This is a genomic window from Nodularia sp. LEGE 04288, assembly GCF_963896525.1.
In the GTDB taxonomy this organism is placed as follows: domain Bacteria; phylum Cyanobacteriota; class Cyanobacteriia; order Cyanobacteriales; family Nostocaceae; genus Nodularia.
This window is the reverse complement of sequence record NZ_CAWQOY010000097.1, coordinates 60,425-75,227: the sequence shown is the minus strand read 5'-3', so window position 1 is coordinate 75,227 and position 14,803 is coordinate 60,425. Positions and strand designations below refer to the sequence as shown.

Sequence of the window (14,803 nt, the reverse complement as noted above, 5' to 3'; positions counted from 1 at the left end):
GTAGGGGAGCAGGGAGCGGGGAGCAGGGGGGAGAAGACGGTAACTTCCCAATAACTAATGACTAATGACTAATGACCAATAACTGTTAAACACCAATTTCAAAGAGTAAATCTTGCATAGCTTCCGCAGAAATTCCTTGTTGGATATAACTGGGAGCTTCAGGATTGTAAGGGCTTTTGATGCGATCGACACTGAGAATTATGGCTTCATCTGGAATAACTGGTACATCGGGATCAAATGCAGTGGGACGCATCAAGGAACTAGAGAAACCTTTAAAAATGGCAATTTTATCTTGCTCATTGGCTATTTTCACTGTTACTAGTAAGACTTCTTGGGGGCGTTTGATGGTGTATTCTTCCAGGCGCTTACCAATGGAATTATTCATCTTACCTATTGTTGTGTAGCTGAACGTCCCTGTTTAGCAAGCTTAACGAGGAAAAAGTAGCTCAAGCACACTACATAAATGATTAAACTCACCATCCCCAGAAAGCCTAAAAAAGCAGGTGTGCTATTGTAATGAAAATATTGTTTAAAGAGTAAGGGTGCTTCAAACCAAACTTGACAATAGGAACTTTTAATTGCGGTTGCTGAGACAGCACACCCCACAAACGGAATCATGGCTATTGCACCCAAAATCGAATAAACAGTGATACCCCAGCGCCAAGAGTTAAAAATCAGCTTCAAAGGGGTATTTGCTTGATAATCAATTTCATCATTGAGATCCACCCAAAACCAGAGGGAAATGGGAATCAGGATTCTCGCCATCCAGGCGGAGATAAAGCTAACTGGGTACTGAGCAATCATCAAGTAAATCGTGATGGCTAGCAGACTGGATACTCGCCAGTAAATGGTTAACAGGCGTTGCATCCCTTCGGCTTTTTGTACAAATGCCCAAATTAGCAGAATTAGAGGAATAAATACTAAAAATAACAATGCCAGTCGATAGTCAATCCAGACAAGCTGGCGAAACCAAACTTCACTCATAATTTTTTTTTAGATTAGCAATAATAAATTTGAATCAATTATTCGGGGATTTGCCTAATTTCTCGGCAAAAAAAACAAGCAACTGGCAGAAGTTAAACTTAAGTATCTGGCATCATCCTACAGCGTCATCGGCAGAGTTACGGAACTCGCCCCGAAGTTATGAACTAGTAAGTCCAAAAAAACCCGATTTTTAAATGGCTGGAAGTTCGTCTTCAGGATCATCGACCCTCAATAGAAACTTCCTAGACTCACCCAAACCTAGAATTTCTCCAAGGGATGGATTTCGATTTCATCTGGGTTTAGCGCCAAGGTGCAAGATATCAGTAAGTAGATTCCAGTTGCTTGCTTATGCGGCAAAAACAAATTTACCGACTCACTTTCTAGTCTTCGTAAACCCGGCATTCAGCAGCTTCTGGGTTATCGTCACAGTACTGTTCTAGTGAATTTTTTGGCTTCTTGCTACGTTGGTGGGCGGCTTCAGCTTGCAGTTCTTCCACTGCATCCCAAGCGGCCGCACACTCAGCCGAGTTGCTACCTGAGATGTCACAGACAGTACGAGCTTGTTCTACTTCTGTTTCGATGGTTTCTTGGATCTTTTCTTGGATATCGCTCATAGTTTAGTCTCTTTGTGTAATTTTCGTAGCAGTATAGAAAAACTTCAAGAATGGCATCTTTTTGTTCTATAGTTAACCATTCTAACCACTTAGCAGTTACGTTAAGTATTTTAGCTTAATCATCCACGCTGAATACAACAGTTCGGGATCTATGAAGCATTATTTGTAGTATCCGTACTATGAAAGTATAATCATACAATATATTTAGTATATGTAGTAGGGGCAAAAATCAAATACTACTAGACTAACAAAAAAATTAGCCCAAAATTCATGGCAGACCAAATGCAGTGGGCAAATGCCCTATCAACCCGTCCTTCTTTAGAAGCAGCTGTTACAGATGTAGTACAACAGGCTGTCTCGTCCTTAACAGTACCTGCTGATTTAGGGCTGGTATTCATTTCGTCTGCTTTTGCGAGTGAGTATTCCCGGCTTTTACCTTTGCTGGCTGAACAACTTTCAGTACCTGTAATGATTGGCTGTAGTGGTGGTGGTGTAATTGGTACTACAGCTACGGGAGAACCTCAAGAATTAGAGGCACAACCTGCTATCAGCCTTACTTTGGGGTATTTGCCAGGTGTGAATATACAAGTTTTTCATGTTCTGGCAGAAGAATTACCTGACATGGATAGTTCACCAGATGCTTGGATAAATTTGATTGGTGTGCAACCATCTCCAGCGCCCCAATTCATTTTGCTGTCTAGTGCCTTTTCTTCGAGAATTAATGATTTATTGCAGGGGTTGGATTTTGCCTACCCTGGCTCGGTGATCATCGGGGGACAGGCTAGCACGGGGGGTGCAAGTCAGATATCTCTGTTTTGTCATGATGCCTCCGGCGAGCAGCAGCAACGCCTGTATCGTGAGGGAACGGTAGGTTTGGCTTTGAGTGGCAATATTGTTTTAGAAACTATTGTGGCTCAAGGTTGCAGACCCATCGGCCAGCCGATGCAAGTCACAAAAGCTGAACGTAATATCATTTTGGAACTAGATGAAAAAGTGCCTCTGGTGGTGCTAAGAGATTTGATTAGTAGCCTGAGTGAACAAGAGCGGATGTTGGCACAGCACTCTCTGTTTGTGGGCATAGTGATGGATCAATTTAAGCTGTCTTTACAACAGGGAGATTTTTTAATTCGCAGCATCTTGGGGGTAGATCCATCTGCGGGGGCGATCGCCATTGGAGATATCGTCCGTCCTGGTCAACGTCTACAATTCCAACTGCGTGATGCAGAAGCCTCGGCGGAAGACTTGGAATTACTTCTAGAACGTTATCAAAGTCAACAATTTTCCCAACCCTCGGCGGCGGCGGCTTTGATGTTTGCCTGTGTGGGTCGTGGTCAAGGTCTTTACGGCAAGTCTAATTTTGATTCCGAGTTATTTAGGCGCTACATTCACGATATCCCCATAGGTGGCTTTTTCTGTAATGGCGAAATCGGCCCGGTTGGTGGTAGTACTTTTGTACATGGCTATACCTCAGTTTTTGGGATTTGCCGCCAAATGAGTGCTGAGTTCTGAGTCTTTCCCCCGGCTCCCGGCTCCCTCATCTGCCCTTCCCTAACAAAAGAGTGCTGTTGTTATCAATTAGGGTAGGAATACCACTGGCGATCGCACCATAGGACTGAATATGGCGACTCACTGCTGCGGGAAATTGGGGATAGTCTAACAAAGCATCCCCATCGGCAATATTTGCCCAAAAGTCGCGCAGAACAGGAGCTAATTTTTCTGCCTCTGCCAATGGGAGGTTTAAGGGATACTGAGTTAATAGTTTAACCAGGAAGGGGAAAGAGCGATCGCCCATCCACTGGCGTGAAAAATGTTGCAGCTTAGGAAAATCAGGTACTGTTTCTACTCGATGTGAGAAAATTTGGAGCCATTCTCTACCGTAGTTATCCTGTTGAAACTCAAACACACGATAAGGGTGAGGATAACTAACTAAAGAACCAGTGGTGATGTCATAAACGCCTTGTGAGTAAGCAATATCCTGAATGTGTAAATGTCCTGTAAATACCAACTTGACTCCATAATGTCGCAGGATTTGCAACAGTTGGGGAGAATTTTCTAACATATAGCGCTTACCTATGGGATGGCGCGATTGTTCGGGCAGATGCTCAACCACATTGTGATGTACCATTACCAGGACTAATTCATCCTTTGCGGCTGCTAGTACCTCTTCTAACCATTTGAGTTGTTCAGTATCCAAACGCCCTACTTGCTCACCCTCTGCATTAAAAAAGTTAGAATTCAAACCAATTAGCCGAACTCCAGGCAACAATTGATGTGTATAGTAAAGTTGCCGAGGATTTTCGTAACCAAACTTGCGGTAATAATGAGGAAAATCAGCAAACCCAATTGATTGCTCATTTGCCATGACCACAGGAACGTCATGATTACCAGGAACAACATAGGTAGGAAAAGGTAGCTTGGCTAATCTTTGTTGTAACCAGAGATGATTTTCGGGTTCGCTGTGCTGAGTTAAGTCTCCTGGAAGCAAAAGGAAATCTAAATTAAGTTGTGTTAAATGTTCTATTACACTTTCAAAAGCTGGGATACTCACCTCCACCAGATGAAATCGGCTAGGATGATCCCAGATAGTATGGGGAAGGGCAATATGTAGGTCGCTAACTACGGCAAAGCGAAAATTTGGAGCCATTGATTTCTACGATAATGTTAAAAGCAAGCTAAAAAAACTCTTTTCTACAAAGTATAACGCTTGCTTATAAATATTGTGTAGTAGCACTTTTAAGTCTGATTTTTTCTAATTAGTACCAAGTTGATAAATTTACCTTTTCAGGCTATTTTTTCGCCCCCTTAGCTTAATCACATACGAAGTAAAATTCGACTTCACTAAAATCACGCATCTTCGATAAAAAAGTAGAAAGAATCATCACTACAAAAAGGATGAGAAAATTCCCATAGCAAATTTCCTTGAGCGTATTCTGCAATGTCATTCACATCAGAATGGAAATCGACGTATCCCCCTAGTACCGCCGTGAAGTCAAAAGTCAAAAGTCAAAAAGTTTATAAAATGGGCTTTTCATGGATTTTGAATGCTCTGTTGATTTACGCTAACTTGTACTAGCTTGTCTCCTCGCATTCCCGTACTATTCTCATAGTCATAGTCTGAAATCCAAGAAAGTAATATTATTAGTATTGCGATCGCTTCGCAGCGCTGACGCGATCGCCTATTCACGCTCGTTTTTCAAGAAAGTAGGAGTATCAATTTTGGCAGTAGTCCGAGTCCGCCAACACGTAAATCCACTGGCAAAAAAGTATCAAACGCCAGCAAATGCCCTAGAATGGGAAAAAGTTTATCCACAGCCAACCCAACCACTACATCTAGATATTGGCTGCGCTAAGGGCAGGTTTTTGGTGCAAATGGCGCAGATAGAAACCAACTGGAATTTCCTGGGTTTGGAAATTCGGGAACCGTTGGTGGTGGAGGCGAATCAGTTACGCGGTGAGTTGGGTTTAACTAATCTCCATTATTTATTTTGCAATGTGAATAACTCATTGCGCTCGCTGTTATCTTCTCTACCTACAGGGACTTTACAGCGTGTCACCATTCAATTTCCCGATCCTTGGTTTAAAAACCGCCATGCGAAACGCCGGGTAGTACAACCGGAATTAGTGGCAGAATTAGCTCATTATCTGGCGGTTGGGGGAATTGTGTTTCTGCAATCAGATATTGAGTTTGTCGCTGTAGAAATGCGCGATCGCTTTGCCGAAAATGCCGCTTTTGAGCAACTGGGGACAGAAGAATGGTTAACACAAAACCCTTTACCAGTGGCGACAGAACGGGAAATAGGGACTCAAAACAAAGGTGAACCAGTTTATCGGGCTATTTTTGTCAAAAAATCTTCAGTACCCTAATTGAAGCCATAAACCTTTATTTGCTAAGATTTGCTAGGCGATAATTTTAAAACAGGGCAACTCTTCATCACTATGCCAACATCTGCAATTGACGTTAAAGACGCAGCAGCTATCCAAGCCGCAACAGAAGGGGTTGCTGTATGCGATCGCTCTCATTGGGGACGCATCCGTGTTTCTAACGATGACCGTATCAGGTTTTTACACAATCAAAGCACTAACGATTTTCAAAGCCTCAAGCCAGGACAAGGCTGTGATACCGTGATGGTTTCATCCACCGCCCGGACGATTGACCTAGTGAGCGCCTATGTTTTAGAGGATGCAGTGTTGTTGCTGACTTCCCCTAGCCGTCGTCAAGCTCTCTTTCAATGGCTGGATCGCTACATCTTTTATGCTGATAAAGTGCAACTGCAAGATGTCACAGATGAAACATCAACCTTCAGCCTCATCGGTGCAAAAAGTGACAGTATTATAGAAAAGCTGGGTGCTGGCTCAATCATCGGTCAACCCTACGGTAATCATCTCTTACTTGAAGGTGGGGTAATAGTGGCTGTGGGTAGTGGATTGGCGGAACCTGGATATACGCTGATTTTGCCAAGTTCCGAAAAAGAGCAAGTATGGCAAAAGATTTTAGAATTAGGGGCGGTAGAATTGAGCGATCGCGCTTGGGATATGTTACGTATTCTACAAGGGCGACCAGCCCCAGATGCGGAACTGACAGATGATTACAATCCCTTAGAAGTCGGTTTATGGCAAACAATTTCTTTTAACAAAGGTTGCTATATCGGTCAAGAAACCATCGCCCGATTAAATACATATAAAGGTGTAAAACAATACCTCTGGGGTATCCGCTTGAATGCACCTGCATCAGTTGGTAGTGCGATTACGATTGGAGATGAAAAAGTTGGTAAGCTGACCAGTTATACTGAAACTGCTAATGGTCATTTTGGACTAGGTTACATTCGCAGCAAAGCTGGCGGTGTTGGCTTAAAAGTCCAAGTAGGAGAAGTTGAAGGTGAAATAGTAGAAATACCGTTTGTTTCTCATCAATACCCTGAATAAACAATTTAAAATTCAAAAATAAACATTTTAAACAAAGAATGTAGAGAGGTTTCATGAAACGTCTCCACAAGAAAAGGTCTATTTCATCTGCGGTTAAATAAATCTTCTCTTACCCATTCTAATTTCGCCAGCTTTCCCAAAATAAAATTATGAAAACAGTCACCGAATTGCCAGCTCGATTGGAACATTACTACCAGCAAATCAAGACGATTATCCTAGCGCGTCAGAATCCAATTACTGGTTTGCTTCCTGCGAGTACAGCAATAACCGCCCACGGTGATTATACAGATGCTTGGGTACGAGATAACGTTTACAGCATTTTGGGAGTTTGGGGTTTAGCACTTGCATATCGCAAGATTGACGAAGATAAGGGACGCACCTATGAACTAGAGCATAGTGTCACCAAGCTGATGCGGGGGCTGCTATTTGCGATGTTGCGTCAATCCCATAAAGTAGAGCAATTTAAACATACTCAGTCGCCCCTGGATGGTTTACACGCCAAATACAACACCGCTACTGCCGATATCGTGGTTGGTGATGACGAATGGGGACATTTGCAACTTGATGCTACATCTATATTTTTACTGATGCTGGCACAAATGACCGCTTCGGGATTGCAAATTATTTACACCATTGATGAAGTAAATTTTGTGCAAAACTTGGTTTACTACATTGGACGCGCTTACCGCACACCAGATTTTGGCATTTGGGAACGAGGTAATAAAATTAATCATGGTAGTGCTGAATTAAATGCTAGTTCAGTGGGTATGGCTAAAGCAGCGTTAGAAGCTATCAATGGACTAGATTTGTTTGGTGTGCGTGGTAGTCAAGCCTCAGTAATTCACGTTCTACCAGATGAAATCGCCCGCGCCCGAATTACTTTGGAATCTTTGTTACCGAGAGAATCGGCTTCTAAAGAAATTGATGCCGCACTGTTAAGTATTATTAGTTATCCAGCCTTTGCGATCGAAGATGTGCAACTACGCGATTCTCCTACGGAGACGCTTCGCGATCGCACATTTAATGATATTGTTCATAAACTCCAAGGAAAATACGGCTGCAAACGCTTTTTGCGTGATGGACACCAAACGGTTTTGGAAGATGGTCAGCGCTTACATTACGAACCTGCGGAACTGAAGCAATTCGAGCATATTGAATGTGAATGGCCTTTATTTTTCACTTATTTATTTTTAGATGGGTTATTTCGCGGTAACAGCCAGCAAGTTAAAGAGTACCAAGAACTTTTGCAGTCATTACTCATTGAACGTGATGGTATAGGTTTATTACCAGAACTTTATTATGTACCAGCCGAAAACGTAGAAGCTGAAAGGTTAAAGCCCCAAAGTCAAACTCGGTTACCTAACGAAAATATCCCCTTAGTCTGGGCGCAAAGTTTATATTTTCTCGGTCAGCTATTAAATGAAGGCTTAATAGCAGTTGGGGATATTGATCCTCTAGGAAGACATTTGTGTGGGAGAAAAAATCGGGAGGCTTTGGTACAAATTGCCTTGATAGCTGAGGATGAAGATTTACAAGCAAAACTAGAAGTTCATGGAATTGAAACTCAAACACCAAAGCAAGTAGAACCGATTCAAGTCAGAAAAGCTGGCGAACTTTCCGCTATTTATACTCAAATTGGCCGGAATAACAAACTGGGTTTAACTGGTCGTCCAGTGCGGCGTTTGCGGAGTTTGACTACATCTCGATTTTTTCGGATTCACGGTGAGACAATTGTATTTTTACCTTCGTTTTTGGATTCGCAACAGTTTTATTTAACCCTTGATTACCACTTTCTCCTCGATCAAATCAGAAGTGAACTCGCTTACATTCAAGATTATTGGATTGATTTGGGTCGTCCTACCTTGACTTTAATGTTGACCCATACCATGTTAGAAATCGGTTCTGAGGCTTTATTAGAACTGATGCAAGAACTGAAAGATGGAGTGTGTAACGGTGTCCAGGTAAAATTGGGACGACTAAATCAATTGATGCTGACATCGAAGATGCAAAGGATTGATTTTCTTCAAGATGCAGACTTCACCCAATCGCCGATGCAAAATGCCGGGCTTCGTTGCTATTACTTGGCTTATCATCCTGGGGGAAACTGGCGTTTAGGACATACCCAAGAATTCCAGATGGAATGCGAAACCAACTTGAAATTGCTGCTTTCTTCTTTGCGCTCATCAGAAAATATCTATGAACAAATTGAGTTATTACAAACTTTAATTCGTTTGCAGGGGCTAACATTTGATACAGGTTTTGGTGGTCCACAACGTCCCGTAACAGCAGCTGATTTACTCGATGAAGTCTACACCAAAGCCGGGGATTTAGGCATTTGGGCGGTGGTGCGTCGGGCGGCTGGATTAAGACAGATGGTTGATATCGGCTTGTCAGATACAGTCACGAGTATTTTGGTGAGGGGAAAGCAAATTGCTGTGGGTAGAGCTTACAGTCAGTCTTCACTGATTTCTGTACCTATGCCCCACAAGGAAATTACTGAGAAAATTAATCATTTTTGTCGTGAAGATATCCGCGATCGCGTCCTCACACAAGAAATTATCATCTATCTTGGGGTGTTAATGCGATCGGAACCTGAACTGTTTCAAGGTTTGCTAACTCTGAGAGTTGGCTATCTGATCTTATTAATTACCAGTGAATTAGCCCAAGAATTGGGTGTGACTCAAGATGAAGCCTATGAACGCTTGATGGAACTTTCACCTTTTGAAGTAAAAATGCGCTTGCATCAAGTATTAACCGGTTACACAGGCACAAGTAAATTGTTACGCCAGCAGGAATCACTGCACGTTAAGCAAAAAGAAACTGATATTGCTTGGGTAGTTCTACCCACAAATGAAAAAGAAGAAAGCACAGTTCCCCCAGGTGGCTGGCGGAGATTTCGTCAAGCAGAAGGAGCGCTAAACCGCGTACCCAAAGATTTCTTCCAGCAGGTTTGGCTATTAATGAAACATTGTAAAGGAATTGTAATTGGCGATAAACTAGAGCGCCGCAATCGTTTAGATAGTGAATTGATTTTATCCGAAATGACCCCCGGCGAAAAGAACTTTGCCCTGAGAATCGAACATTTACTGAATAAAATTGAAGCTCCCGAATACCGCAAAGTGAATATTGAAGCCTTAATGGAATTAGCGACAATAGTGGCTAATAATCCCAGCTTACAAATTGAAGAGTATATAGTCTTAGATGTATTAATTGGCCATGCAGTGCGGTTAGCATGGTTAGAACAGCATCCCGAAAGAGGCGATCGCTATGATGAAGATAAAGCCTCAGCCTGGAACTCCTTTTATAATACCTCACCTCAAGATTGTGTAAATTGTATTCTGAAAGCCTTTAGATTCTTGACAGAATTTATGGAGGATATCTAAACGCAAAGCAGCGGAGACGATGAGGGAGATCCTTCTCAGCGTACCTCTGCGCTGACCTCCGCGGGACTCTGCGTTTAAACTCCTACTTAACAGACACAGCATCAACATCAACAGTTTCAGCACTAGGTTCTTCAGAACCCTTGCGAGCCTTCAAAGCAGCGATCGCCAACCCAGACAACTCAGTAAAAAGCACAGACAAAACTAAAACGTCATCAACTTGTCCGAAAATGGGTATAAAGTCAGGTACAAAATCTATGGGGCTGAGAATATAAACCAGTGTTCCTAAAATTACCCACCAACGGTACTTGGGATTCCGCAGCAAATTCCGATACCAGGTGTACAGTGATTGGATTGAAAAATTCATATATTGACCCTCCAGTTATTTTTAATTTTGACAAATTATGCGAAAAATTCCCGGTAGGAATAACCGCCCCAAATAGCAGGGTCACATTTGACGATTCAGAATTTACCCGTTTTTTTTGGTTGAGGTTATTGGTGATATTCCTCCTCCCCAAGCTGATAAACAGGAAATGTTGGAGATTTTAGCACCTGAGCATCCTCTTGGGCGGTTAGCCCAACCAGAGCGTTTGAATGAGGAGGCGATCGCACACATTGTAGATGAAAATAATGAATTATGGCTATCAGTCGCCAGTGTTTGGGAAATAGGTATAAAAGTTACTTGATTATTTCTTCTAAAATTTCTACAGCCTTTTTGACATTCTTATACCAATTAGATACACTATGGTAGCTCATACCGACACTTTTACCATGAGCTATTTTATGACGATTAATCACCACACTATCTATAGAGTCTTTTATTTCATCACCAATTTTTTCAGTGAATTCGCTTTGCCAAGTTTCGCTAAATTTGCCTAATATTTCGGTAATTCTACTTGTTTTACAGTTTGTTATAGATTCTATCTGTTTGGTCACAAATTTTTGAATATTTTTTGTAGCTTTCTTTTCACAATATTTTTCTAATAAAACCCTTAAAGATTCCTCAATGAATCCTGATATCAAGATACATAGATATTTTGACCATTCACTTTGAATCTCTGGTTCTGTAAAACAAGCAACTTTTTTAAATAAATTATCTATTTTCTGACGATGAGCTAATATAGATTGATTCATAACTGCGTATTTCTATAAAGCTCTCTAACATCCTCCAGCCTCGTCATGAGATTTTTTTTACTTGTGGTCGAGGGTTTAGCTAATGACCAGAAATGCTTGTCATGAATCAGCAATTCGTAAAATTTTTTAAATTTTGAACATTCCAAACCTTTTTCTAACTCTTGAGCAGTTAGAAGCATGACGGTATCAAAAAGAATGTTGAATGATTTTTTCTCATAAAAAACTTTAGTTCCTATACAATTTTTGAGGAAAGATATTGTTTTGAAAAATATATTTTTTATCTCGTTTTCGGAAATTATATCTAAATCTTTATTTTTTAACATAAATTGATTTAAAAAATTGATCATATCACCTGAATAATTTTCTAAATCGAAATGTAGAGCCAAAAATCTTAAAATATGCTCTTGTTCATTAGCGCGAATATCTTCCTTACCATAAAGCTCTCTCCAGATTTCATTTTTTGATAAATCTTGAAGCAATTCGCTAAAAGAACCATGATAAAGAGCATTCCGAATTTCCTGCGCTTTTAAGGGAGTCCCAGTAGTATTAAGTCGTTCAAATAGATAAAACATTCCACGCGGATCATAATTTTCAGATATGATTATGCAGTGGATTATTGCATTGTCAAGGTCACGTCGCTCCGATGGAGGTAATGTGGAATAAGTTAAGCCTTCTAACTGTGGGACAACACCTTTAAGCTTAAATACTTTATTTTTCCCATTAGAAAAAGATTCTTGAAAGAAATACTGCAAAGTTTTCAGCCGTTGCTGTCCATCTATAACAAGATATTTTTTAGAAAACTTATCTTTAGCGAGAAAGAGTGCAGGACTAGGAAGACCAAGTAGCAAGGTTTCAATAAAGCGTGATGCTTCTTCTTCTTTCCAAACATACTTTCTCTGAAACTCTGGAATAATAAATTCTTCGTCTTCCATCCGTTTCACTAATGTATCAACAGGAAAGTCAGCACCGTAATATTCTACTTCTAGCCTGGGACTTTCGCTTGTTTTTATATCGTAGTTCATAGGTTCTTTATACATTTATGCTAAGTAGATTAGTGCTTAGGTTGCACATACTCTTAGATCGTAGCCTACCCGCTAGTTTATAAGCTGCTTTCATTTAAGATCCTCTGGACATCATACTATAAGGTAAAACCATCTAACTTGACCTGAAACAAGTTTTAAGCAACCAAGAATGGGCTTTTGCTTAAGACATTGCCATAATTTAAATCCGATGCTCGCTACGCGAACCGCCAAAGGGATCGCTCTTAACATTCCCCACCATGCAATTTGAGTATTTCTGGTATATTGTCGCACTCAGCGAACAGTTACAACCTAACAAGGTATGAGCAACAACTATTTTAGGAGAATGGTTAGCAATATTGGGCAACGCAGAATGAAATAGACCTGCCCCAGGTAATATGGAAGACGCTACTGATTCTCTGTCGTCAAATATCTGTCCGACGATTTTGTATAAGAATATGGTAATTATGCATTAATCTTTAGAATTAAAATGCCTTGGGATTGCTGCTGTAGAAATGGAGGGAGGAAACCTAACCAGTGGATATTTTAGATTTGTTTGAAAAGGGCGGCCCAGCCATGTGGCCCCTGCTTGTTTTGTCAGTTCTGTCTATCAGTGTGATTTTCGAGCGTCTGTGGTTCTGGTTGCGAATCATGACTCAAGAAAAGGAAATAGTGGATCGTGTCCTCAACGCCGCCCAGGATAGTTGGGAAGTAGCTGCCGATATTGCCAAAAATGCCACCCATCAGCCTGTGGGAAGGTTTCTCTATGCCCCCTTAAGCTATCCGAAACGTGATCCGGAAACCTTCCGACTAGCATTAGAGTCCACCGCCGAAGATGAATTAGCGGGAATGCGCCGGGGTGAAAAACTTTTAGAAGCCATCATCGCCCTCTCACCTCTGTTGGGATTGCTGGGTACGGTTTTGGGTTTGATCCAGTCTTTGCGTTCAATTCGCATTGGCGATTTGGGTACTGAGTCTACAGCTGGTGTGACTACTGGTATTGGTGAATCTTTAATCAGTACAGCTACTGGATTGATAGTTGCGATTATCAGTCTAGTGTTCTATCGCCTATTTCAAAGTTTTGTAGTTGACCAAGTGAAAATTTTTCGCAAGGCGGGAAATGAGATGGAATTGTTATATCGTCAGTCTCCGCCTGACTATGACAAAATTGCCTCCGTAATCACGGAGGAATCTACACGAGAAATTGCTCATCCTCCCCGCAAGCGAGATAAAAAACCGTTTCCTAAACCTCCTGAACCCCCGAATAATACACCTGATTCCTTAGATCCTCTAGATCCTGAGACTTAGTTAACAAATGAAAGTTAATCTGCAAACTCCAGTTGAAGAAGCACAAATTCAAATCCTTCCCTTAATTGATGTCGTTTTTTGTATCCTGACCTTCTTTCTGTTGGCAGCTTTGCAATTTACTCGACAACAGGCAATTAATATTGATTTGCCCAAAGCTACTACAAGTACAGTTCCTGGTGTCACCTCACAGGCTGCCACTCAAATTGTGACTATTGATGCCGTAGGTAATCTTTACGTAGAAAAACAGCCTGTACAACGAGATCAGCTAGCACAAAGCTTAAGGCAATATCTCCAAGCCAACCCCAGTGGGATTTTAGTGCTAAATGCATCACGCACAGCCACCTACAATGATGTGATTACAATCTTAGACTTGATGCGGCAAGTGGGTGGCGATCGCGTATCCTTGGGAATTATACCAGGCCCATCTCAACTACCCAACGACTCATTTAATCCACCCAATTTTCCCATGAGTCCGGGAGCCGTACCGGCACCAGTTCCGGGGGTAAATCCTGAGATGATGACCCCAGTTTTCCCCAACGAACTAGCGCCCCAAGTACCTGTAGCACCTGAAACAACTCCTACCCCTTAACAGTGAAATTGCTCAACAAGGGGAGACAAAAATTCCCCTTGGACTGCGGATTTAATCAAGTACACAACCTCACCCCCAACCCCTCTCCTTAGTAAGAAGCGACGGTGTACACACAAGTGATCGAATCGCCCCCTAACCCTCAATTATGGGTGAACAAGAATTTTCCAAGTCCCCCAAACTTGGGGGATTTAGGGGGTAAAACAGGCTCAAACGCAGAGAGGAAGGACTTGTGTGTATACGATGATTAGTAAGAAGAGGGGAGGACTTCACGTAATTCAAAGACGAGGTGAGGTCAAAAACCTTTGTTTGCAAGTTATTTAAGCTAAACCTAAAGATATCCGAAATAATTTCTGTTTAGATCAAAAAATCTGTTAATTTACAAATAATTGGTGAAGCTTCAAAAATTTCTTTATCGTCAGACTTAGTAATTTAGCGCCAATCACCGTTCGCGTTTCAAGGGTTGTGGCATGAATATTGTGACGCTTTTAATTGTTTGGGTAGTAACATCTATCAGCTTGTTGATTATTAGTAAACTGCCTTTGGGAGTTGAAGTTGACTCTCCCAAAAAAGCCTTTTTTTCGGCGGCAGTTCTCGGTATTGTCACAGCAGTAGTGAGACCAATTTTAAGCCTCATATTTACAGTACCAAACTTACTGACATTGGATTTGTTATCCGGCATTTTCACATTTATGATTGCCGTGGTCTGTTTTAGTATCGCGGCTTGGTTAGTCGAGGGGTTTCGCCTCCGTTTTGGCATCTGGAGTGCTGTACTAGGGGCTTTTACCCTGACGATCATCAACAGCCTGATCTACAAATTATTAGGCGTGTAAATAATTACTAATTAGTAGTTCG

Annotated in this window: 15 protein-coding genes; 8 read left to right on the top strand and 7 right to left on the bottom strand. The window is 41.5% G+C overall.

Annotation, left to right across the window (positions count from 1 at the left end; all coding sequences use genetic code 11):
* Positions 1 to 85: 85 nt before the first annotated feature.
* From AACX33_RS09145 to AACX33_RS09135, 3 genes are all read right to left on the bottom strand, one after another.
* Positions 86 to 385 (bottom strand): DUF7734 family protein, encoded by a 300-nt coding sequence (locus AACX33_RS09145; protein WP_193998148.1) that lies wholly within the window; start codon positions 383 to 385, stop codon positions 86 to 88.
* Positions 386 to 390: 5 nt separating this feature from the next.
* Positions 391 to 984, bottom strand: a complete 594-nt coding sequence (locus AACX33_RS09140; protein ID WP_193998147.1) for a DUF3177 family protein — start codon at positions 982 to 984, stop codon at positions 391 to 393.
* A gap of 380 nt (positions 985 to 1,364) precedes the next feature.
* Positions 1,365 to 1,598, bottom strand: coding sequence for a Calvin cycle protein CP12 (locus AACX33_RS09135; protein WP_193998146.1), 234 nt, complete (start codon positions 1,596 to 1,598; stop codon positions 1,365 to 1,367).
* A 270-nt stretch (positions 1,599 to 1,868) separates the two neighbouring features.
* On the opposite strand from AACX33_RS09135, the gene AACX33_RS09130 reads away from it, so the two are divergent.
* Positions 1,869 to 3,107: an FIST signal transduction protein gene (locus AACX33_RS09130; protein ID WP_193998145.1), complete on the top strand. Its 1,239-nt coding sequence runs from the start codon at positions 1,869 to 1,871 to the stop codon at positions 3,105 to 3,107.
* A gap of 25 nt (positions 3,108 to 3,132) precedes the next feature.
* On the opposite strand, the gene AACX33_RS09125 is transcribed toward AACX33_RS09130, so the two are convergent.
* A complete protein-coding gene (locus AACX33_RS09125) occupies positions 3,133 to 4,242 on the bottom strand; it encodes a metallophosphoesterase family protein (protein WP_193998144.1) in 1,110 nt (369 codons plus the stop codon).
* A gap of 572 nt (positions 4,243 to 4,814) precedes the next feature.
* On the opposite strand from AACX33_RS09125, the gene trmB reads away from it, so the two are divergent.
* The 3 genes from trmB to AACX33_RS09110 all read left to right on the top strand — a co-directional run bounded on the left by trmB (position 4,815) and on the right by AACX33_RS09110 (position 9,904).
* Positions 4,815 to 5,462, top strand: coding sequence for a tRNA (guanosine(46)-N7)-methyltransferase TrmB (trmB, locus tag AACX33_RS09120; RefSeq protein ID WP_193998381.1), 648 nt, complete (start codon positions 4,815 to 4,817; stop codon positions 5,460 to 5,462).
* A 72-nt stretch (positions 5,463 to 5,534) separates the two neighbouring features.
* The gene (ygfZ, locus tag AACX33_RS09115) at positions 5,535 to 6,521 is read left to right on the top strand and encodes a CAF17-like 4Fe-4S cluster assembly/insertion protein YgfZ (protein ID WP_193998143.1); all 987 of its coding nucleotides are present in this window, start codon (positions 5,535 to 5,537) and stop codon (positions 6,519 to 6,521) included.
* A gap of 149 nt (positions 6,522 to 6,670) precedes the next feature.
* Entirely contained in the window at positions 6,671 to 9,904 is a 3,234-nt protein-coding gene (locus AACX33_RS09110; protein ID WP_193998142.1) for a glycoside hydrolase family 15 protein, read from the top strand.
* Positions 9,905 to 9,986: 82 nt separating this feature from the next.
* Here AACX33_RS09110 and AACX33_RS09105 read toward each other — a convergent pair whose 3' ends face one another.
* Positions 9,987 to 10,268 carry a YkvA family protein gene (locus AACX33_RS09105; protein WP_193998141.1) on the bottom strand — a complete coding sequence of 94 codons (282 nt, stop codon included), beginning with the start codon at positions 10,266 to 10,268 and terminating at the stop codon, positions 9,987 to 9,989.
* A gap of 115 nt (positions 10,269 to 10,383) precedes the next feature.
* Between AACX33_RS09105 and AACX33_RS09100 the strand changes: the two genes are divergently transcribed.
* Positions 10,384 to 10,587, top strand: coding sequence for a hypothetical protein (locus tag AACX33_RS09100; RefSeq protein ID WP_193998401.1), 204 nt, complete (start codon positions 10,384 to 10,386; stop codon positions 10,585 to 10,587).
* Here AACX33_RS09100 and AACX33_RS09095 read toward each other — a convergent pair.
* Together AACX33_RS09095 and AACX33_RS09090 are read right to left on the bottom strand one after the other, a co-directional pair.
* On the bottom strand, positions 10,580 to 11,035 hold the full coding sequence (locus AACX33_RS09095; protein ID WP_193998140.1) for a HEPN domain-containing protein: 456 nt from the start codon (positions 11,033 to 11,035) through the stop codon (positions 10,580 to 10,582). The two genes, AACX33_RS09100 and AACX33_RS09095, sit on opposite strands and share 8 nt — an antisense overlap.
* Positions 11,032 to 12,072, bottom strand: a complete 1,041-nt coding sequence (locus AACX33_RS09090; RefSeq protein ID WP_227788990.1) for a DUF262 domain-containing protein — start codon at positions 12,070 to 12,072, stop codon at positions 11,032 to 11,034. The genes AACX33_RS09095 and AACX33_RS09090 overlap by 4 nt, the downstream gene beginning before the upstream one ends.
* 519 nt (positions 12,073 to 12,591) lie before the next feature.
* Between AACX33_RS09090 and AACX33_RS09085 the strand changes: the two genes are divergently transcribed.
* The 3 genes from AACX33_RS09085 to AACX33_RS09075 all read left to right on the top strand — a co-directional run bounded on the left by AACX33_RS09085 (position 12,592) and on the right by AACX33_RS09075 (position 14,781).
* Positions 12,592 to 13,362, top strand: a complete 771-nt coding sequence (locus AACX33_RS09085) for a MotA/TolQ/ExbB proton channel family protein (RefSeq protein WP_193998139.1) — start codon at positions 12,592 to 12,594, stop codon at positions 13,360 to 13,362.
* A gap of 7 nt (positions 13,363 to 13,369) precedes the next feature.
* Complete coding sequence (locus AACX33_RS09080; protein ID WP_193998138.1) at positions 13,370 to 13,951, top strand: ExbD/TolR family protein; 582 nt, start codon at positions 13,370 to 13,372, stop codon at positions 13,949 to 13,951.
* Between the two features lie 467 nt (positions 13,952 to 14,418).
* The gene (locus tag AACX33_RS09075) at positions 14,419 to 14,781 is read left to right on the top strand and encodes a phage holin family protein (RefSeq protein WP_193998137.1); all 363 of its coding nucleotides are present in this window, start codon (positions 14,419 to 14,421) and stop codon (positions 14,779 to 14,781) included.
* Positions 14,782 to 14,803 lie beyond the last annotated feature (22 nt).